This is a genomic window from Mesorhizobium sp. dw_380 (assembly GCF_018588885.1).
Lineage (GTDB): Bacteria > Pseudomonadota > Alphaproteobacteria > Rhizobiales > Rhizobiaceae > Mesorhizobium.
Genome location: NZ_JAFFIW010000014.1, coordinates 22,864 through 43,780, shown reverse-complemented (window position 1 = coordinate 43,780; position 20,917 = coordinate 22,864). Strand labels below are relative to the sequence as shown.

The following is a 20,917-nucleotide window of genomic DNA, read 5'->3' as shown; positions in this document are numbered from 1 at the left end:
ACATACCTTCAGGAGCTATTTTTGGCACAAGCGACCCAGTCGCTGACGAAATCCAGCTGCGCAGACATCAACACTGCACACTGGTGGATGGAGGGAATGGTCCATGAAAGCGTTGGCGGTTTTTCTGAGCGGAACTGCGCTGTTTTTCCTTGCCGCCTTCGGCGCCGGGGCCGCGGCACCTGACGCCAAGCGCGTCGCGCTGGTGATCGGCAACAGCAAATATGTCCATGCGGTTGCCTTGCCCAACCCCGCCAACGATGCCCACCTCATCGCATCGACGCTGCGCAATGCCGGGTTCGAGGTGATCGAAGGGGTCGACCAGGACAATGCAGGCATGCACAGCCTCATCAGCCGGTTCACCGAGCAATCCTACGACGCGGACCTCGCGGTCATTTTCTATGCCGGTCATGGCATGCAGGTCGACGGCAAGAACTACCTGATACCGGTCGACGCCGATTTGACGTCGCCGGCCTATCTCAAGACCCGGACCATTCAGATCGACGACTTCATGGCTGCGTTACCGCCCGACCCGGCGATTGGCGTCATCATCCTCGACGCCTGCCGCGACAATCCGCTGGCAAGGACGCTGGCGGCCTCACTGCCGAAAAGCCGCTCCACTTCGTTGGGCGCCGGTCTGGCACCAGTCGAAGCAAGATCGGACGGTGCCGGCACTGGCGGCCTGCTGATTGCCTATGCAACGGATCCGGGCGCCATCGCTTTCGACGGCGACGGGATCGACAGTCCCTACTCAACGGCGCTCGCCAGGCATCTGACAGAACCCGGCGTCGAAATCCAGAGCGCGCTGACACGCGTGCGCGGCGAAGTGACCGAAACCACGCAAGGCCGCCAGAGGCCCTGGCATAACGCATCGCTGGGACGCGAGGTATTCCTGGGAAAATCCGTCGCGGCAGCGGCGCCTGCTGCAAATCCCGTGACCGACGCTTCAAACGCCGCGGCGGCATCCGCTCCCACCCCAGTTGCCAGTGATCCTCCTTCGTGGGAAGTCGAGCAACGCCTTTGGGATGAGGCATCGAAGCACAATTCCGTTCCGTTCTACCAGGCCTATCTCGACCAGTTTCCGAACGGTCGCTTCGCCACCGTGGCACGGCTGAACATCGACGAATCGAACGGGCCGAAAACCCAAAATCGGCAGGTCGCGGCACTCGCTGCGGACCAGGCGAACGGCAGTTCCGGATCTGCCGTGCGCACCACGGTCAGCGTTCCGGACGAGGTGAAGCAGATGCCGGGCACCGAGCTGACGGAACGTTCGATCGGTCTCGATCGCCAGGGTCGCATCGACCTGCAATTGCGGATCGAAGCGTTGGGCAACGAGCTTGGGCGCATCGACGGGACCATAGGCGAACAGACCCGTCAGGCGATCGGCGTCTGGCAAGCTAAGAACGGTCTGCCGCAAACCAGCTATCTGACGCGCGAGCAACTGGCGTTCCTCGTGATCCAGACAGATCCGATGATGGAAACCGTGCGTGCCAGATATGCCGCCGATCAAGCCCACGCGGCGCAGCCGAAAAAGCAGGTGACGCATAAAGTCCGAACGCTGAGGCCGGTGGCGCAACCCCGCAAACAACAGAGGTGGCGCAACCGCGAGATCATAGTGCGGCAGGACGATCCTCCGCCGCGGGACAACTTCCTCGCCAACGCACTGATCTTCGGCGCCGGCATGGCCGTGGGTGGCGTGCTCAAATAGTGAGAGCTAAGCGCTACTGCGTCTTTATCCGCATTTCCACGCGGCGGTTAAGCGGATCGTACGGGTTGGGACTGCGTGGATTCTTTTCGCCCATGCCGATCGCGTTGATGCGGGCAGGCTCGATACCGTTGGCCGTCAGGAAAGCGGCCACCGATTTCGCTCGCCGTTGTGACAGGCCTTCATTGTAGTGCACCGTGCCGGTGGCGTCGGTGTAGCCCTCGACGACGAAGCTGAACGTGCTCAGCCGGCTGTCCTTCAGCGCCTTGGCGAACTCATCGAGTTCGGCGCGCGCGACGGTGTCGAGCGCGGCCGAATCCAGGCCGAAATTGATCCGCATATCGAGGCTGGATTTTTCTCCCGGCGCGTCTTTTGCCTTGGTCTTGCTTTTGCATTCTTCCTCGGTGCCGACACAAATTCCTCGCGACTTGCCGAGATCGGCAGCGCCAGCAAAAAACTTCACGATGTCTTCTGATTTCTGAACGGGGTCGGCGGAAGCGTGGGTCGAGAAAAACACGACCGCCAACACAAAGGCTGAACTGCCCCACCGCATAGCGGTTACTCCTGTTTGAGCATCCGATTTCGATGATCGATCATACCAAAATCCAAGGCAATTGTCTGTCGATAAACGCTGGGAGCACGATAGTGCCGCCGGTTGTTGCCGCGTCACCAGTTGAGACTTGACCCGCGCCGCGCCTGAGGCTTGAGTGGCCAGAGCTTCTCGATGAAGGCGTTGCGATCATGGCCAATGGGCTCCGATTCAAAACGGCACGGGATCTTTTCATGGGTTGTCCCGCTATTGCCCGGGACATGAGAACCTTTCCAACCGATCAACACTCGATCGCGTTTTGCCGCGACCTCCTCGCCGGGCACGTTCCCGAGGAAGCGATCACCTTCTGTGCCTATTTGCTTCCCGAGAGAGCCGCGGTCTGGTGGGCGCATGAATGCCTAAGCCACCTGAGCGACCTGTTCGATGAGACCGATCTCCAGTTGCTCGCGCTCGTTCGCGACTGGGTGGGCGAACCGGACAGCCCCCGTCACCGGGCAGCCGTCAGCGCAGCCGCGGCGACACCGCCAACAACGCCGGCCGGCTGGATTGCGCTGGCCGCGGGATGGCGGGACAATGGTTCGGCTGTAACGGCGACGATGGTATCGGGCTTGCCATTTCCAGCTGCCCATGCGGTCAATGCCGGGATTCTGGCCGGACTGGCCCGTGTCGCACTCACGGACCGGTTTTCCGTGCTTTCGGCCTTTGTCGAAATGGGCATCCAGATGGCCGAGATCGAGGCACTGGGCCAATCGGCGGATGCATATTAGAGCAATTCCAGTTAGAGCAATTCCAGAAAAAGTGTGAAACGGTCTTCCCGGGAAAAGCGCGTAGCGCTTTCCCTTGGGAATTGCGTCAAACTGAGAGATAGAGCCGGCATCCCGGCAGAAATCGGATGGATGCCATCACCCTTCCTCCCCTATTTGCAGCCGCCTTGCGCCCATTTGGCAAGCGCCACCTTGAAGCGGGTTCCAAGCGGATGCTGCAGGCGCAAAACAGAGACATCGTTGGCGGCGAAATTCTTCGCCTGATCGCACAACCGGGCCTCGTTCCATTCATGGCAGCCGTCGCAGTGCTTGCCCTCCCAGACCGACTTGTCCAATCCCTCCACCGGGCTGAACAGGGGCTTGCCCTTGATCAATTCGGCGATGCTCTTGCCGTCGATTGCCGCATCGCCGAAGTCGATCGGACGGTCAAAAAGGATCGGGGCATCCGATGCCAGCTTGGGGATTCTCTGGCGCAGCACATCGAGCGCAAGCTGGTCGTCAGTTTGGCCTGATGCACCTGCCGCCCCGGTGTTGCGCGCATCGGAGCCGCCTTCGGTCCGGGGTGTGTTTGCCTCGCCCACGATCAATGGCGCGTTGAGATCGACCCTGTGCAGGACGACGTCCGTGGTCAGTGAAACATTGATCCAGGGGCGTTGCTTGCCGCCGGTTGCCTTGAAGACGTCGCTGGTGACCCTGTTCATCGCCTCGGTGATGGAGACGTTGGACGCGCCGATATTCTGAAGCAACGCTGCGGTGAACGGCGAATGCTCACCCGACCCGTCATAGGCGAGTTGATTGGGGCTGGCGGCGAAGGCGACGAGCGTGCCGGCGCCACCATTCTCTATCGGGATCTCGGCCAGGCCGCTGCTCGCGCCGTTGACGCCCGCGGTCTTGGCCAGCACCTCCGCGAGGGGATTGTCGCGGCACGCGTCGAGAAACACCAGCCTGATGCTGGTCTCGCGCGACATCTGGCGCAGAATGAAGTCCATCGAAACAGCCTCGAAGTCGAGAGAAGTCTCGTCCTCCAGCGCCGCGTCGACCGGAAGCAGGTAGTTCTTTCCCGAGACCTGCAAGCCGTGGCCGGCGTAGAAGAACAGCGCGATATCGGCACCACGCACCTGTTTTGCGAACTGGGCGATCGTCGCCTGCGTCTGCGGCTTGGTCAGGTCGAAGCCGGAAACCACCTCGAAATCGAGCTTCTTCAAGCGTTCGGCCATGGCCTGGGCGTCGCGCACCGGATTGGCGAGAGGCGCTGCGTGCTGGTACTGGGCGTTGCCGAGGACAAGTGCTACGCGGCGCTCGGCACTGGCGGCCGTCAAAGTCAAAAGCAAGGAGAGCGCGGCGAGGCCGGCGGCGCGAAAGAGGCCACCGCAACCGGCGATCAGATGGCACTTCACCGCAACCTCAGAGCTTGGTGGCGGAAAACTCGATCCGCCGATTGAGCGCCTTGTTCTTTGGCGTGTCGTTGGCGGCAACCGGCCGCTCCTCGCCATAGCCGGTCGCCGTGATCTGCGTGCGAGGAATGCCGGCGGCCACGATGGCGTCGGCAACCGCCTGGGCCCGCCGCTCCGACAGCAGCTTGTTCGCGTCCGGCGACCCGTCGGAATCGGTGTGGCCGGAAACCTCTACCTTGAGGCTCGGGCATTTGCCGACGACACCTTCGACCTCCTCAAGCAGCGGCCGGCTCTTCGCATCGAGCCGCGCGCTGGCCGGCCGGAAGTAAATGGCCCCGGTGCGTGAGAGCACGGCGAACCGGTTCAGGCATTCCTCGTCGCTGAAGTTCGCCTTGGCGGCATCGGTGGCAACAGGCCCGACATCGGCTGGACTCGCCGCGACGGTCTGGGCGGCGGCCGGCTTGCTGCCGTCGGCGGTGAAGACGAAATCGAACGACACCGACGCGGTGGGCACGATGTTGGTGACATTGGCGGCCTGCTGGAGCTTGTCGACGTTCGGCAGCAAGCCAAAATCCTCCACATGGACAGCGACCGGAGCTTCCGAAGCGACCGACACCATGTTGTCGCTGATCATGGTGACCACGACGCTGGCCTCGAGGTCCTTGTCGACGCCGTGCAGGCTGAGGCGGAACGGCAAGGTTGCCTTCACCCTGCGCTTTGTCGCCAGATCGGCGAACGCCGCAGGATCCACCTTCGCCGTCAGCTCGGCCGTCGGGTATTTGAATGTCTCGAAGAACAGGAAGCGCATGCGGACATTGCGCAGGTCAACGCCGGTATCGACCGAATTGAGGTCGAACGTGACCTTGGCGTCACCCACCGAGCTAAGCGTGCCGGTGATGTTCCTGATCTTGTTGGTCTCGACGATCGTGTTCTTCTTGACCGACTGATAGGTGATCACAGAAGCGGTGGGATCGAGCGTCCAATTCGGCGCGGCGCTGACGGCTTGCGATCCGAGCAACAGCAGGCCGGATAGCGCTACGATCACGCCGAGAGCCTTTGTGGTGAGGCCTCTAAGCCCAGTTTTCCACCAGAATGCGACGACTTCGAACATCGAACCCCCTGCCCAGGACAGCCGTATCGATACCGACACCAAGCCGGAGCATAAAGCACTTGCGACTGGTTGGCGAGCAGTTGCGGTCAGTCTTCCGGTCGAGGCCTGGGTTACGGAATTGGCATGCCAAACGATGCGGGCGATCCATGGCAACAGGCACCGAAGTCAACGCACTGCGCCGCGAAGACCTTGCCTGGCTATTGAGCGCTCATCCCCAGCCGCCAGTACCCCCGCCACCAGTGCCGCCGCTCCCGCCGGTGCCGCCGGTGCCGCTATTGCCACCGCCCAACGGTGGAACGACAACAGGTGCGGTTTCGTCAACCGGCTTGACCGCCCTCTTGGCGATGACCTTCTTCTGCTGGCCGATCTTTGGCGAGGTCGTCGTGCGAACCAGCTTTGGCCTGTGCTTCGTCGTCGTCAGCGTTGGCTCAGTCTTGGGCGTCATGGACATGCAGCCCGTGAGCGCCGCCAGAGCACCGGATAGAATTGTCGCAATCAATGCCTGCTTCACTGCCCTGCCCACCATTGCCTCCTTGTTGATCAAAACAAGTCCCGACGCGGATTGGCCTGCTCCCAGACCGCTCTGGCCGCGTTGACCAGTTGGTCGTCCAGCGAGCCGTTCGCCGGAATCTTAGCCTTGAGTTCTCCGCGCAATTGCTTGAGCGCCGCCGTTTTCACCTTCACTCCGAATTTTGTCAGCGTCGTCTGGGCGCCCGGCAATTCCTTGCGAAGATCAAGTGCGACCGCGAAGGCCAGATAACGCACCGCTGTCGCCTGGTCGGCGTTGTCGCCCTTCTCCATTTCGAGAGCCGCACGATCATAAGCGCCAGACTGATCACCGCGCGCCGTGGCCAGTTCGAACAGTCTTTGCGCTTCGGCGAGGTTTTGCTCCACGCCCACGCCGTCCCGGTACATGCGGGCGAGGCTGCCCGGAGCGTAAGGCTGGCCGAGATCCATGGCCTTCTGGAAGAGCCCCTGCGCCTGCCCGGGATTCTTCTCGACGCCGACGCCGGCCAGGTAGTTGCGGCCGAGCAGGTTCATCGAATACATGTCCTGCCGCTCTACGCCAGCTTTCAGGAAGGCCACGGCGCGGGCCGGATCGGCGGGTACGCCGTTGCGGCCCTCCGTGAAGATCGCGGCGAGATCGTTCATGGCGTAGGTATGACCCATAGCTGCCGCCTTGAGCAGCAGGTCCAGTCCCTTGCCGGTGTCGCGCTCGACGCCATAGCCGTTGAACAAGGCGCGACCCCATGACGTCATCCCGTAAGGATCGCCCTTGTCCGACGCCATCGCATAGAAGGTATTGGCCTGCTTGCGGTCGGCGGGCATTCCCGTTCCGGTCGCATTGAGGTAGCCGAGCTCGAACACGGCGCGAACGTGACCTTTGTCGGCTGCCGCCTGGATGGCTTTCTTTGCCTGGTCGACCTTGCCGGCCGCAAGCAGCGCGCGCCCGAGTTCGTAGCGGAAGCGGGCGACATCGGGATAGGCCTTCACCGCTGCCTCGCAGGCGTTCACGGCCTCGGCGCCGATTTCGTTCGGGAGCAGGCCGGGGACGACGCCTTGCAGGTCGAGAGGCTCGCCGGCTGCCTGATCGCAAGGATCAACGCTTGGCGAAAGCTTCATGGTGGCGGGCTTGGATGATGAGCTGCTGGCGGCCCGGATCTCGAAACCGACCTCGACCGGCTGGGCAGTACCGATCTGGGGTTCGTAACGTAGCTGGTCAACCTCATCCGCCATCAGGCTCGACTCGGGCGACAGGGTACGATCCGGGAGGGACAGGGTTCCCGTTGCCGGATAGCTCGCGAGTTTCAGGCTGACCGCTGGATCCTTTGTCGGGAAGTCCAGCTTCAGCGGAACCGGACCGACACCGACCGGAACGCTGATCTCGCGGTTTTCGATCGCCTCGGCGGCGCCGGTGATATGGATGCCCCGCTCCAGCACCTGCTGCTTCTGCTCGGTCTCCAGCGAGGCCACAATCTGTTCGCCTTGGGCGCCCTGGCCGTCCTTGACGCGGAAAACCATGATGCCCTGGGCTTCGCCACCCCAATTGTCATGCGTGGCGTAGGCCAGCATGTCCACCTCTTCGGCCGCACCGACGCCCTTGGGCACCTCCATCTTCAGGCGCGGCAGGTCCTTGCCCTCGATCTGTCCGCCCACCGAGACAGCCTTGCCGTCCAGCAGCAGGCGTCCGAGCGCAGGCGGCCTTTCGATGCTGACGGTGATCGACCCGCCATCGACATCGACGGGTTCCGGCAGGTCCAGGGCAACAGGCCCGACACCGGACGGCACAACCTTCTCCAGAACCGGCGGCAGCGAAGGCCGGCTGGCGCGGCGCATCAGGACAACCTCATCGATGAGAGACGAATTTTCCCAGGGAACCTGCTTGCCGTCGGTGGCCTCGACCACATCGCGGCGCACCGCGGCCATGACCGTGCGTATCTCCTGGTTCGGCGCCAGTGCCCGACGAGAGAATGCGGATGAAAACGGGCTGAGGTCTCCCGCTCCATCATAGGCGACCGCCCCTGGTTCGGTGGCAAAGGCAATCAATGTGTTCAGCGAGCTCTTGACCTGCGCGAGGCCGGTATTGCCCGCCGTGATCAGCTGGTCCCTCAGCCAATAATCCTTGCGCGGAAACGGATTGTTGCGACAGGCATCGAGGATGATCACCTGGATCTTCGATTTGGCGCGCAATTGCAGCAGGACATCGTCGAGCTTGACCGCCTGGACCTCTATGTCGGCGGCGTTCTTCAGCGAGGCATCCACGGGGATCAGGAAATTCTCGCCACCAATCTGAAAGCCATGACCTGAATAGTAGACGACCGACAGATCGGCGCCGTCCGCCGCCGCGAGGTAGCTGCGGAACTGCTCCTCGAACTGCAGTTTTGTGAGATCCTTGGCGACGAACACGTCGAAGCCGGCCATCCGAAACGTCTTGGATACGTCCTCGGCATCCTTGTCGGGATTCTTGAGAGCAGGGATTTCCCGGTACTGGGAATTGCCGATCACCAGTGCGACCCGTCGATCGGCCGACGCGTCGAAGGTCGTAAAAGCCGTTACGAGGAAAAACGCGATCAATCCGCAAAGTCGGAGCATGGCAACTGCCTCAACCGCCACTACCTGACGACCACAAGCTCCCCAGATTGCGGTATCAAGTCTGTTGAAGAACTCACAATCCGCCGAGACAGCAACAGAGTGAAAGGGGTCGCGACAGCAGGCACCTTCCCCGTCCGATCAAGGTCTAAATTACCTCAGAGCCGAACCATCCGCAATGAGTGTCGACCAGCACCGGCGTGCCTCACCGGATCCGAAGCAACCGCCAAGCTCGATCCAGCGACGGATGCGCTGAAGACACCGGGGTCCCTACGGCTTACTCGCCTGTTTGCATGACATGAAGCGTCACCCCGCACATGCGGGCAATGGGCCCTTGCAGTGCTCCTCACTAGCGAGGTGGAACTCAACGCTGATCTATTCCCACGGTGGCGATATTCAGTCCTTGTGCTGCACGATGTAACGACTGCTCACAGCGTCGACCCCTACACCCCGGGTGACGACAACCGTCCTATACCCGGCAGGAAGGGAATCTGTGACGGTGAGGTCGACTGGACGGCAACGCCCGATGAGGTCCCCGTTTGGAGCGCCTGCCAGTCTGTCAGCCAACGCGTTCCGGCATTCGTCGACCGATGTAAACATGGCTGGTGGCGTGGAAACCGGTTTGCAGACAGTAGCCGCGCCTGGGCTGCAATGGAGCAAAACCATCGCCACAGCAGTTGCCGGATCCATCCATCGCGCTCCAGTGGAACGGTCCACAACGCAGAACGGCGATCTTGGTTGCGTTGAGCAGAGGACCGCCGCCTCATGGGCGGGCGGGCTCATTTCGTTGGACGGCTTTCGTCGATTCAGCGAGTCGCTGGCGACAACGCCGACCGCACGCTCGCGCTGGAGAAAACCACGAACGCAAATGCCAGAACGGCAGCAGCCACAATCAGCGAACCGACGGCGACGATTGGCTCAACGGCCGTGTTGCCTCCATGCAGCATCAGATACAGCGCCGGCAGCATGATCACCAGCCCGAGGTTGTAGAGGCCGTAGTGGATCAGTGCGATTTTCCGCTCTGCCTTAGCCGGGTTAAGGGCGTAGTACCCACCGAATATCGCGCTGGTCACCCACCCGAGCAGATTGATATGAGCATGTGCCGGAAAGGCACCATGATCGCCCGATATGGCCATTTGCAAGCCTGCGGCGATCCCCAGGATGAGCCACACGACAGCTGTCTTGAAGAAAAGATCTGAAACCTTGGGCATGACACTTCCCCCTCAAAAAAATGCCGATTTCAACGCTGACCCTTCTTTGCTTCTGCCAAGCGTCAGCGATTCAGCGGTCATCATCAGGAATGATATTAGAGTTTCCTAAAAAAGAAATGCCAATCCAAATTAAAATCCCGGCCGCTCACGGTGGCAGGGTTTCGTCCTCGGCTGACCTATCCGAGAGTTTGACTGGCGAGAGCATAGGTTACCGATGTAGCTGCACCGTCGACCGCAAAATCGGTGAGGCGTTTGCCCATCGACATGGTCAATACCGTGTCAAAGACCGGCATTCCGCTGTGCGCCAGAAAGGCGGCGAATTCGCCATTGTCCATGTGGGTATCGACCCTAAGGAAAGATCCCGAATGGTCGGCCACGTGCGGCCGCACGACCGCCATGGCGTCCGCGTCGCTTTCCGCCACGACCGGCCCCACGACATGCCCCCGCCCGAACGGCCGACAGAGCGCGAACGCGTTCAGCGTGTCACCCTTGAAAAGACCATAACCGGCCGAGTGCGCGAAGAGCTTTTCGATGAGCGCCGCCCTCCTGACGCCAAATCCCATCGCGTCGAGCTCGATTACCGAGGGAATATCTCTTGCATCCAGAGCCCGGATATCTCCTCGCGTCACCGTCGATCCACCCGTCGTCTGCGCGCGGGCAATGCCCTGGCATTGATAAACGGTCTTCTCCGGCTGAAAGTCGAGCGAGAGATAGAGCCGCCTTGCCGCCCGGGTTGCATTGAGCCGCAGATCGCGCCCGACGACCCTCTCGAAGACCTGCTTCATCAGCCATTGGCCCGCCCCCAGCGTCTGGAGTCGCGGCGAGGTTATAACCATGCCCACGGTCGCGAAATCGGCGCCATGCGCGAACCACATGGCCGAACCGAGAACCCGGCCGATTTCATCAAGCGCCACGAACCCATGTCCCGATTCACGCAGGAATTGCCAGTCTTCGGCCCGATGCGGCCATCCCACGGACAGGGAGAGCGCGTGCAACCGGTCCAGCTCGACGCCATCGATGTCGCCGATGCGCATCGAGAAGGCATCGATTTTCAAGCTTCCGGACGGCTTCAATTCCATGCCTCTGAAAGATTACCCGCAAATTGAGGGGCGACACGCTGCAGCGGCCTCTGCTCGCCAACGCTAAACAAACCGGCCCCGTACGATTTGCTCGAAAGCCGCGTGCTAACGCAAGATTCAACTGAAACATTTCCGCTTTCGGCACGCAATCGCGAAAGAATGCGGACATCCTTGACGGTACCGGCCCGGCGAACCCGGAATGCCAAATCCAAATGCCTTGAGGGCTGGAATGGACGTCTTCGACATCCTCGACCGTCTCGTCGCCTTCCCATCGGTCGCCGGCGAGCCGAACGGCGACATCGCTGGCTGGATCGAGGCCTATCTCACGGAATACGGGGCGCAGGTCACCGTGATCCTTGGACCGGAAGGCGACCGTTCCAATCTTTTCGCGACGATCGGCCCCACCGATATCCCCGGCTACATCCTGTCCGGCCATATGGACGTTGTTCCCGCCAATGAGCCGCAATGGAGTTCGGATCCTTTCGCGCTGCGCAAGGAGGGTGAAAGGCTCTACGGACGCGGCACCACCGACATGAAGGGGTTTCTCGCCGCTGCGCTGGCGGCTGTGCCCATGCTGGCTGGACTGCGCCTCGCCAAACCTATCCATCTCGCCTTCTCCTATGACGAGGAAGTGGGATGCCGCGGCGTGCCACATCTGATCGCCCGGCTTCCCGATCTTTGCGCCAAACCGCTCGGCGTCATCGTCGGCGAGCCGAGCGGCATGCGCGCCGTGCGTGGCCACAAGGGCAAGGCAGCCGCCCGCGTGACCATCAAAGGGCGCTCCGGCCATTCTTCACGGCCTGACCTCGGGCTCAACGCCATCCATGCGATGTCCGAAGCACTGAGCGCGGCCGTGAGCGAAGCCGAGCGGCTGACGCACGGTCCGTTTAACCCCGCCTTCGAGCCGGCCTATTCCTCGCTGCAGACCGGTGTGATCGCAGGAGGACAGTCGGTCAACATCATCCCCGACACCTGCACGCTGGACCTGGAGGCACGCGCCATACCCGGTGTCGATCCGGCGAGCCTGCTCGCGCCGGTCAAGGCGCGGGCCGAGGCCCTCGCAGCCGACGGCTTTCTGGTCGAGTGGACGCCGATGAGCGCCTACCCTGCGCTGTCGCTGCCGCAAGGCGCAGCGCTGGCGGCACTGCTGAGCGAACTGACCGGCGAAGCGCCGCTAACGGCCGTCAGCTACGGCACCGAAGCCGGGCTCTACCAAGCCGCCGGATTGGATGCGATCATTTGCGGCCCCGGCGACATCGGTCGTGCTCACAAGCCGGACGAATATGTTCTTGCCAGCGAACTCACTGCTTGCCAGCGAATGATCGAGGCGCTCGGCGCCCGCTGCATGATCTAAAAGAGACAGCGGCGATGACATTCCTGTTCAATTCCGATGCGCGGCGCGGGGCGATCTTCGCCGAAGCGTTCGCGAGAGAACTGCCGGACATCCCCTTCACGATCGATGCCGCAACGGTCGATCCCGACGCGGTGCACTATCTGATCAGCTGGACCGTGCCGGATAATCTCGCCCGCTACAGGAACCTGGAAATCCTGTTTTCCATTGGCGCCGGCGTCGACCAGTTTCGCCTCGATGCAGTACCTGCGAACGTGGCAATCGTGCGCATGATCGAGGAAGGTATCGTGCGCATGATGCAGGAATATGTGACGCTGGCCGTGCTGGCACTTCACCGCAACCTGCCGGCCTATCTGGTACAGCAGCGCGCCGGCGAATGGAGCGACATCGCGCAACTCCAGGCCAAGTCGCGCCGGCTCGGCATACTCGGCCTCGGGCAGCTCGGCCAGGCCGTCCTCGACCGTTTGAAACCCTTCGGCTTTCCGCTCGCCGGATGGAGCCGCTCGCCGCGGCAGATCGAGGGCGTGACCTGTCATCATGGCGAGCTTGGACTGGAACAGATGCTCGCGGCCAGCGACATACTGGTCTGCCTGCTGCCGCTGACCGAAGACACGCGCGGTTTCCTCGATGCCGACCTGTTCGCGAAACTGCCCAACGGCGCGGCGCTTGTCCACACGGGCCGGGGGCCGCAGCTCGATCACGAAGCGCTTGTCGCCGCGCTCGACAGCGGCCAACTTTCGGCGGCGATGATCGACGTCACCGATCCCGAACCACTGCCGGCCGGCCATCCTTTCTGGTCGCATCCGAAGATCATCCTGACCCCGCATGTCGCCAGCGTCACCCAACCAGCGACCGCCGCGCGGGCCGTTGTCGAAAACATCAGGCGCCACCGCGGCGGGCTCGACCCAGTCGGGCTCGTCGACCGGTCGCGCGGCTATTGAAGTCCAACCTGAAAGGCCATCCCTTGTCCCTGCTCAAAACCGTCGACACCAGCCCTGCCTTTCCGCCACGCGAATCCAGCGCATTGCCCGAACGGCTGATTGCCGGCAACCCCGCCTTCAAGACCTGGGCGCAGGACGCCGCCAAGGGTGATCTCGTCCATACCGGCGTGTGGGAAGCGACGCCGGGCGAGACGCGCTCGATCAAGGGTGACACGTTCGAGTTCTGCCACATCCTCTCCGGCGTGATCGAAATCACGCCCGACACCGGCGAGGCCGTGACCTACCGCGCCGGCGACAGCTTTGTGATGAAACCGGGCTTCACCGGTGTCTGGAAGACAATCGAAACGGTGCGCAAGATCTACGTGACCGTGGGATAACCGTGTGAGGTGCTGGCCTGCGCGGAAGATTTTGCCGTCCTCCAGGTCTGGCACGCAACATTCGTCGGTGGCGGATCACCGAACGGTGCATGCTGCGCGCCAGCATGCGCTAGACTCCCGCCGATGCTGCCAGAGTGATGGATTGCCGATGAGCCTGAGCTTTGATCCCGATACGATCCCCCTTCCCGTCGGCCACTTCATCGGCGGGGAGCTGATCTCGGCTGAGGGCGGGATCGAGATGCGCCGCCCTTCGGACGGTAAGGCATACGCCGCCTGCCCCGTGGCCGGCGTCGACATGGTCGACCGGGCGGTGGAAAGCGCCAAGGCGGCGCTGAAGGCCAGCAACTGGGGCGGCGTTCGACCGCGCGAGCGCACCAGGGCACTTCAGGCCTGGGCCGATCTGATCGAGGCGGAAGCCGAAACGCTCGCCAGGATCGAGGCGCTATGTTCGACGCGACCCGTTGGCCAGCTCGTCGCCGGCGACATCGCCGTGACCGCCGAGCAGATCCGGTTCTTTGCCGAGTTCGCCGACAAGGAGGGCAGCGAGCTCGTGCCGACCGACGACGCCAGTCTCGGCATGATCATGAGCGAGCCTTATGGCGTGGTCGGCGCCATCACGCCGTGGAATTTTCCCATCTCGATGGCCGGCTGGAAGCTTGGCCCGGCACTCGCCGCTGGCAACGCGGTTGTCCTGAAACCCTCCGAGATGACGCCGTTCTCGACAGTCTACATCGCGCAACTCGCTGTAAAGGCAGGCCTGCCCGCGGGGCTCATAAACATTGTGCTCGGCGACGGCCCGACAACCGGCACGGCGCTGACCGGCCACCCCGAGATCGCCAAGATCAGCTTCACCGGCTCGACCCGCGCCGGCTCGGCCATCATGGAGAACATCGCCCGCACCGGCGTTAAGCCGATGACCCTGGAGCTCGGCGGCAAGAGCCCGCAGATCGTCTTTGCCGATGCCGATCTGGACAAAGCCGCGGCGGCGATCGCCGGCAGCGTCACCTTCAATGCCGGCCAGGCCTGTGTGGCCGGCACGCGCCTGATCGTCGAGAGGAGCGTCGCCGACAGGCTGACGGCTGCCATCCTGGAACGCATCAAGACGGTACGCCCGGGCCCGACCTGGGACGAGGCGACGCAGTATTCGCCTGTTATCTCGGAACGGCAGCGGGCGCGTATCGACGGCATCGTGCGAGCCGCGGTCGAGGCTGGCGCCGAATGCCTGACCGGCGGCACCGTCATGGACCACACCGGCTATTTCTACGAGCCGACGCTGATTGCCAATGTCGATCAGGCGAACCCGGCGATCGTCGAGGAAATCTTCGGCCCGGTCCTGACCGTCCAGACATTCGAGACCGAGGAAGAGGCGCTGGCGCTGTCCAGCCATCCGACTTACGGGCTGGCTTCCGGCGTGTTCACCTCCGACCTGTCCCGCACCATCCGCTTCGCGCGCAAGCTCGAAGCCGGCACCGTCTGGGTCAACCGCTACAGCCGCTCGCGCGACCATATCCTGCCGACAGGCGGCTACAAGCGCTCCGGCATCGGCAAGGACCTCGGCCGCGACGCCTATCTCGCCAACCGCAGGACCAAGAGCGTCCTGATCAGCCTGTGAAGAGATGCCGATGAAATCCTATTCGATCGCCCTGATCCCTGGTGACGGCATCGGCGGCGACGTGACCGCCGCCGCCTGGACAGTGCTGGAAACGGCAGCCAAACACTTCGGCTTTGCCCTGACGAGCACCGAATTCCCGTGGTCCTGCAAATTCTACAAGGATACCGGCCGCATGATGCCGGAGGACGCCATCGAGACCTTACGCGGCTTTGACGCCATCCTTCTCGGCGCGGTCGGCTGGCCGGCGGAAGTGCCGGATTCCGTTTCGCTGCACGGCTTGCTGCTTCCAATCCGCAAGGCATTCGTGCAATACGCCAACATCCGGCCGCACCGCCTGCTGCCGGGCGTGACAGGCCCGCTGCGGGCGGAAAACTTCGACATATTGTGCATCCGCGAGAACACCGAAGGCGAATACTCGGGCGCCGGCGGGCGCGTACATCAAGGCACGCTGGACGAGGTCGCCGTGGAGACCTCAATCTTCACCCGCGCCGGCGTCGAGCGCATCCTGCGCTTCGGCTTCGAGCAGGCGCGGACACGGCGCGGAAAGCTCGCCTCCGTCACCAAATCCAACGCGCAGAAATACTCGATGGTTTTCTGGGACGAGATCACGCGAAAGCTGGCTGCGGAGTACTCTGACGTCGCCGTGACCAGCTATCACGTCGATGCGCTAGCGGCGCGCATGATCATGGCGCCGGAAAGCCTCGACGTGGTGGTCGCCTCCAACCTTTTCGGCGACATTCTGACCGACATCGGCGCGGCGATCCAAGGCGGGCTCGGTTACGCCGCCTCCGCCAACATCAACCCCGGCCGCTCGGCGCCGTCCATGTTCGAGCCGGTCCACGGCTCGGCGCCCGACATAGCGCATCTCGGCATCGCCAATCCGATCGCCGCCATCTGGTCCGGCGCCATGATGCTCGGTCATCTCAGTGAAACGGCCGCGGCCGGCCGCATCATGAAGGCGCTCGAAGCGACAACCGCGCGCGGCATTGGAACCACTCCCGGCAAAGACCGTACGGAGGCCATAACGGCCGCCATCGTCGCGGCGCTCACCTGATTGCAAGGTCGTTTTCGATGAAAAACCTGAAAGACAAAAGTCTCTTCCGCGAAGCCGGCCTGATTGGCGGCGAATGGGTCGCTGCCGGCTCCGGCAAAACGGTCGATGTCCTGGACCCGGCAACCCAGTCGCCGATCGGCACAGTGCCCGACATGGCCGGTCCGGAGACCCGCGCGGCCATAGAGGCTGCGGCTTCCGCCTATGGAGATTGGCGGAAGAAGACCAATGCCGAACGCGCTTCGCTCCTGGAAGCATGGCATGGCCTGATGCTGACACATCTGGACGATCTCGCGCTGATCCTGACCACCGAACAGGGCAAGCCGCTGGACGAGGCCAAAGGCGAGATCCGCTACGGTGCGTCCTTCGTCAAATGGTTCGCGGAGGAAGCGCGCCGCATCAACGGCCACACCATCCCCTCGCCGACGCAAGACCGCCGCATCATCGTGCTGAAGGAGCCGGTGGGCGTTTGCGGCATCATCACGCCATGGAACTTTCCCAACGCGATGATCACCCGCAAGGTCGCGCCGGCGCTGGCCGCCGGCTGCACGGTGGTGATCAAGCCGTCCGAGTTCACGCCCTATTCGGCGCTGGCGCTTGGCGTGCTCGCCGAACGCGCGGGCATTCCCGCCGGCGTCATCAACATCGTCACCGGGATGCCGGCCGAGATCGGCAACGAGATCATGGCGAACGAGACCGTTCGCAAGATCTCCTTCACCGGCTCGACGCGGGTCGGCTCGCTGCTGATGCGAGGGGCGGCCGACAGCGTGAAGCGGCTCAGCCTCGAACTCGGCGGCAACGCCCCCTTCATCGTCTTCGACGACGCCGATCTCGACCTCGCCGTCGAGGGCGCGCTGGTGTCGAAATTCCGCAATGGCGGCCAGACCTGCGTCTGCGCCAACCGCATCCTCGTCCAGGCTGGAGTCTATGAAACCTTCGCCGCGAAGCTTTCCGCCCGCGTCAACGCCATGACGGTGGGGCCTGGCACACAGCCCGGCGTCGCCATCGGGCCGATGATCAACATGGCGGCGGTCGAGAAGATCAACCGCCACGTCGAGGACGCGCTCGCCAAGGGTGCCGCGATTATCACCGAGAAGCCTGCGTTGCCCGACGGCCCTCAGTATGTCGCGCCGCTGGTGCTGAGCGGCGCTACAAAGGACATGCAGCTCGCCGGCGAAGAGACGTTCGGCCCGGTCGCACCGCTTTTCCGCTTCGAGACTGAAGAGGAAGCGATCGCGCTGGCCAATGGCACGCCCTACGGGCTTGCCTCCTACTTCTACACCGAGAATTTGAAACGCGCCTGGCGCGTCGGCGAGGCGCTGGAGTTCGGCATGGTCGGGCTCAACACCGGCTCGGTCTCGATCGAGGTCGCCCCTTTCGGCGGCGTCAAGCTGTCCGGCCTCGGGCGAGAGGGCGCGCAGGCCGGCATCGAGGAATATCTCGAGATGAAAACGTTCCACATGGGAATAGGGCAATAGGGAATAGGCAATAGGCAATAGGGAATAGGCAGTAGGCAGTAGGCAGTAGGCAACAGGAAGATACACCTACTGCCCACTGCCCACTGCCTACCTCACCTGATCGAGCGCCTTGTAGTAGAGCCCGACCATCGGCAGGAACCAGGGTTTGCCGGAATAACCGGGAATGGCAGGCCATTCGAGGCCCTTCATCGGATTGCGGTCTTCGCGGCCGAGCATGGCATCGGCCAGGATCATGCCGAGATGGGTGGAGAGCTGCCCGCCGTGGCCGGAATAGCCCATCGCGAACCAGACGCCGTCATGGTAACCGGCCCGCGGAAAGCGGTCCTTGGTCATGTCGACCAGCCCGCCCCAGCAATAGTCGATCTCGACTTTGGCGAGTTGCGGAAAGATCGCCGCGAGGCCTGCCCGCAAGATCTGTCCGCTCCTGGCGTCGGAGCGCTGGTCGGATGTCGCGGAGAAGCGTGCGCGGCCGCCGAAGATCAGCCGGTTGTCAGGCGAGAGCCGGAAGTAGTTGCCGATGTTCATCGAGGTCACGCATGTCCGGTTGCCGGGCATGGTCGCGGCGATCTCGGCGTCGCTCAACGGCCGCGTGGCGATGATGAAGCTGCCGACGGAGATGATCCTGCGGCGGAAATAGCCGAAATTCGGCGTGGTGTAGGCGCCTGTCGCCACCAGCACATTGTCGGCGCTGATCCGGCCGCGCGAGGTGGTCAGTTCATGCCTGCTGCCGGCTTGCTTGCGGTCCGTCACCCTGGTGTTCTCATGGATGACGGCGCCATGGCGGGTGGCGGCCGTGGCGAGACCCGCCACATAGCGGCCCATATGCATCATGGCGCTCTTCTTCGACAGCATCGCGCCATGGAACGGCGAGCCGATCTCGGACTTGAGGTCGGCAGCCGAAAGCAGCGCCGTGTCCGGATCCACTTCGGCATGGAGGGTTTCAAAGTTGCGGGCTATGGCTTCGAAATGCTGCGGCTTGGAGGCGAGCTTCAGCTTGCCGGCGCGGCGGAAATTGCAGTCGATGCCTTCCTCGGCGACCAGCGCCTCGATGGTGTCGACGGAGTCGTCGAGCGCCCGGTAGAGCGCGATTGCGCGCTCCTTGCCGAGCTCCGCCTTGGCCGAGAGGTAGCTGTGGGCAAGGCCGTTGTTCAGGTGCCCGCCATTGCGCCCGGACGCGCCCCAGCCCACCCGCTCCGCTTCCAGCACCGCCACCTTGGCGCCGGACTTCGCCAGCTGGCGCGCAGCGGCGAGACCGGTGAAGCCGCCGCCGATGATGGCGGCATCGTAATGGCCCTCGACAGGGCCCTGCGCGCCGCCGGAAAAGACCGGGGCCGTGTCGTGCCAGTAGGAGACCAGCTTCATCGACAATCCGCCTGTTTCAAAGCCCAACCACGCCCGGAAGACCGGAAATGTCCGATATCTCGACGTAGCCGTAGTAAGGGTTGGCCGGCTCGTGGCCGCGATTGACCCAGACCTTGTTCTTGATGCCGAGATCGTGTGCCGACATCAGGTCATAACGGAACGAAGACGAGCAGTGAAGGATATCTTCCGGGCCGCAGCCCAGCATGTCGAGCATGTATTCGAACGCCCTGAAGCGGGGCTTATAGGCCTGTGCCTGTTCGGCCGTGTAAACGGCATGGAACGGCGCGCCGAGTTTCTCGACGTTGGACATGATCTGCGCGTTCATGGCGTTGGACAGGATGACCAGCGGAATTTCCTTGGCGACCTTGGCGAGGCCGGCCGGGACGTCCGCGTGGGGACCCCAGGTCGGGACACGTTCATAGACCATCCTGGCGTCGTCGGGGCTGAAGGCGACGCCATTGCGCTTGCAGGTGCGCTCGAGCGCGTTGTGGACGACATCGGCATAGGGCTTCCAGTCGCCCATGATCTCGTCGAGCCGGTACGCCGCGAAGTTCTTGATGAATTCTTGCATGTGTGGTTCGTCGAGCCGGCTGCCGTAGAGGTCGCGTGCCGCCTCCGCCATCTGGAAATGGGTCAACGTGCCATAGCAGTCGAAGGTGATGTATTTGGGCCTGAAAGAAGCCATGTCCGTCGATCTCCGGTGGAAGCACACAAGCGTTGCGATGCACTTCATCATAAGCCGGCAGGCGACCAGCCACCTGACCGAAATGGGCTTGCCGAAAGCAGAAAGTTCCGTATCCGCCATCGGGTTTGGCACGCTGTAGCATCTTGCCTGTCAAGAAGCGCCATCCGCGACTGTGAAGCGCATCCGCTGGCGGACAGCGCCAGCAGAAGATGCGGCGCACGCCCCGCGCAAAGGCGAAAGATATCGCCGAGACCGAAGCCTTCAGACGATCTTAGGTGCGCCGATGGTCGAGACTTGAAGGCAGACGGAAGGATGTCTCATGCAACAGGACGAGATCGAAATCCGGACCTTCGGACCGGATCATATCGAGGGTGCGGTAGCGCTTTCTCGTCAGGAGAACTGGCCGCATCGCCCGCAGGACTGGCAGATGGCGCTGCAGCTCTCGATCGGTGCAGTCGCGCTCGACGGCCATGGCCAAGTCACCGGAACCATCCTGGTTACGCCCTATGGCGCCGATTGCGCCATGATCAACATGGTGATCGTCGACAGGAATGTGCGAGGCAAGGGACTCGGACGCCGGCTCATGGAACAGGCATTCGCCCTTGCCGAGGATCGTCCGTTGCGGCTGGTAGCGACGACGGACGGCATGCCTCTCTATGAGAAACTGGGCTTCGTACCTTCTGGCGCCGTTCTGCAGTATCAGGGCAAGGTCGCAGAGCTTGACGCGCCTGAAGGCGTGGAAGCCGCGAGCATCGACGATCTGCCTGAAATCAAGGCGATGGACCGCGAGGCCTATGGCGCGGATCGAGAAGCTCTGATCGATGCGCTGGCCGAGCGCGGCGAATTCGCTGTCATCCGCCGCAATGGCGCCATCGAGGCCTATGCCGCAATTCGCCCGTTCGGACGCGGCGAGGTGATCGGCCCGGTCATCGCCGGAAACATCGAGGACGCCAGGGCACTCATCAGTTTTTTCGCCACATCGCGCCCCGGCGCCTTTCTGCGTGTGGATACCGACAGCCGGACCGGCATCGCCGATTGGCTCGGGGAAATCGGCCTCGCCCATGTCGGCGGCGGCGTAGCCATGGACCGCCCGCCCAAGAAGGACGCGCAATACGCCAGGCCAAGAGTTTACGCCCTCGCCAATCAGGCGCTCGGCTAG

Annotated in this window: 18 protein-coding genes; 9 read left to right on the top strand and 9 right to left on the bottom strand. The window is 62.9% G+C overall.

Annotated features, from left to right (window positions below; translation table 11 throughout):
• Window positions 1–103 precede the first annotated feature (103 nt).
• Complete coding sequence (locus tag JT360_RS16125) at window positions 104–1,705, top strand: caspase family protein (RefSeq protein WP_214472639.1); 1,602 nt, start codon at window positions 104–106, stop codon at window positions 1,703–1,705.
• Between the two features lie 13 nt (window positions 1,706–1,718).
• Here JT360_RS16125 and JT360_RS16120 read toward each other — a convergent pair whose 3' ends face one another.
• Window positions 1,719–2,255, bottom strand: coding sequence for an OmpA family protein (locus JT360_RS16120; RefSeq protein ID WP_214472718.1), 537 nt, complete (start codon window positions 2,253–2,255; stop codon window positions 1,719–1,721).
• A 188-nt stretch (window positions 2,256–2,443) separates the two neighbouring features.
• Between JT360_RS16120 and JT360_RS16115 the strand changes: the two genes are divergently transcribed.
• Window positions 2,444–3,019 (top strand): DUF6931 family protein, encoded by a 576-nt coding sequence (locus tag JT360_RS16115; RefSeq protein WP_214472637.1) that lies wholly within the window; start codon window positions 2,444–2,446, stop codon window positions 3,017–3,019.
• Between the two features lie 149 nt (window positions 3,020–3,168).
• Here the strand turns inward: JT360_RS16115 and JT360_RS16110 are convergent, their stop codons facing one another.
• From JT360_RS16110 to JT360_RS16085, 6 genes are all read right to left on the bottom strand, one after another.
• Window positions 3,169–4,413: a caspase family protein gene (locus JT360_RS16110; protein WP_352127587.1), complete on the bottom strand. Its 1,245-nt coding sequence runs from the start codon at window positions 4,411–4,413 to the stop codon at window positions 3,169–3,171.
• A 7-nt stretch (window positions 4,414–4,420) separates the two neighbouring features.
• Window positions 4,421–5,521: an OmpA family protein gene (locus JT360_RS16105; protein ID WP_214472636.1), complete on the bottom strand. Its 1,101-nt coding sequence runs from the start codon at window positions 5,519–5,521 to the stop codon at window positions 4,421–4,423.
• A gap of 208 nt (window positions 5,522–5,729) precedes the next feature.
• Window positions 5,730–5,966: a hypothetical protein gene (locus JT360_RS16100; protein ID WP_250888840.1), complete on the bottom strand. Its 237-nt coding sequence runs from the start codon at window positions 5,964–5,966 to the stop codon at window positions 5,730–5,732.
• A gap of 95 nt (window positions 5,967–6,061) precedes the next feature.
• The gene (locus JT360_RS16095; RefSeq protein WP_214472635.1) at window positions 6,062–8,614 is read right to left on the bottom strand and encodes a caspase family protein; all 2,553 of its coding nucleotides are present in this window, start codon (window positions 8,612–8,614) and stop codon (window positions 6,062–6,064) included.
• An 803-nt stretch (window positions 8,615–9,417) separates the two neighbouring features.
• Complete coding sequence (locus JT360_RS16090; RefSeq protein WP_214472634.1) at window positions 9,418–9,822, bottom strand: cbb3-type cytochrome c oxidase subunit I; 405 nt, start codon at window positions 9,820–9,822, stop codon at window positions 9,418–9,420.
• 176 nt (window positions 9,823–9,998) lie between these two features.
• Window positions 9,999–10,901, bottom strand: coding sequence for a GNAT family N-acetyltransferase (locus JT360_RS16085; protein ID WP_214472633.1), 903 nt, complete (start codon window positions 10,899–10,901; stop codon window positions 9,999–10,001).
• 229 nt (window positions 10,902–11,130) lie between these two features.
• Here JT360_RS16085 and argE point away from each other — a divergent pair, with 229 nt between their 5' ends.
• From argE to JT360_RS16055, 6 genes are all read left to right on the top strand, one after another.
• On the top strand, window positions 11,131–12,255 hold the full coding sequence (gene argE, locus JT360_RS16080; RefSeq protein WP_214472632.1) for an acetylornithine deacetylase: 1,125 nt from the start codon (window positions 11,131–11,133) through the stop codon (window positions 12,253–12,255).
• Window positions 12,256–12,269: 14 nt separating this feature from the next.
• The gene (locus JT360_RS16075) at window positions 12,270–13,193 is read left to right on the top strand and encodes a 2-hydroxyacid dehydrogenase (RefSeq protein ID WP_214472631.1); all 924 of its coding nucleotides are present in this window, start codon (window positions 12,270–12,272) and stop codon (window positions 13,191–13,193) included.
• Window positions 13,194–13,216: 23 nt separating this feature from the next.
• The gene (locus JT360_RS16070) at window positions 13,217–13,570 is read left to right on the top strand and encodes a cupin domain-containing protein (protein WP_214472629.1); all 354 of its coding nucleotides are present in this window, start codon (window positions 13,217–13,219) and stop codon (window positions 13,568–13,570) included.
• 148 nt (window positions 13,571–13,718) lie between these two features.
• A complete protein-coding gene (locus JT360_RS16065; protein ID WP_214472628.1) occupies window positions 13,719–15,182 on the top strand; it encodes an aldehyde dehydrogenase family protein in 1,464 nt (487 codons plus the stop codon).
• A gap of 10 nt (window positions 15,183–15,192) precedes the next feature.
• The gene (locus JT360_RS16060) at window positions 15,193–16,236 is read left to right on the top strand and encodes a tartrate dehydrogenase (protein ID WP_214472626.1); all 1,044 of its coding nucleotides are present in this window, start codon (window positions 15,193–15,195) and stop codon (window positions 16,234–16,236) included.
• A gap of 17 nt (window positions 16,237–16,253) precedes the next feature.
• Window positions 16,254–17,711, top strand: coding sequence for an NAD-dependent succinate-semialdehyde dehydrogenase (locus tag JT360_RS16055; RefSeq protein ID WP_214472625.1), 1,458 nt, complete (start codon window positions 16,254–16,256; stop codon window positions 17,709–17,711).
• Window positions 17,712–17,798: 87 nt separating this feature from the next.
• Here JT360_RS16055 and JT360_RS16050 read toward each other — a convergent pair whose 3' ends face one another.
• Both JT360_RS16050 and JT360_RS16045 read right to left on the bottom strand, forming a co-directional pair.
• Window positions 17,799–19,073, bottom strand: coding sequence for an NAD(P)/FAD-dependent oxidoreductase (locus JT360_RS16050; RefSeq protein WP_214472623.1), 1,275 nt, complete (start codon window positions 19,071–19,073; stop codon window positions 17,799–17,801).
• 16 nt (window positions 19,074–19,089) lie between these two features.
• Window positions 19,090–19,758: a haloacid dehalogenase type II gene (locus JT360_RS16045; RefSeq protein ID WP_214472621.1), complete on the bottom strand. Its 669-nt coding sequence runs from the start codon at window positions 19,756–19,758 to the stop codon at window positions 19,090–19,092.
• 319 nt (window positions 19,759–20,077) lie between these two features.
• Here JT360_RS16045 and JT360_RS16040 point away from each other — a divergent pair, with 319 nt between their 5' ends.
• A complete protein-coding gene (locus tag JT360_RS16040) occupies window positions 20,078–20,917 on the top strand; it encodes a GNAT family N-acetyltransferase (protein ID WP_214472620.1) in 840 nt (279 codons plus the stop codon).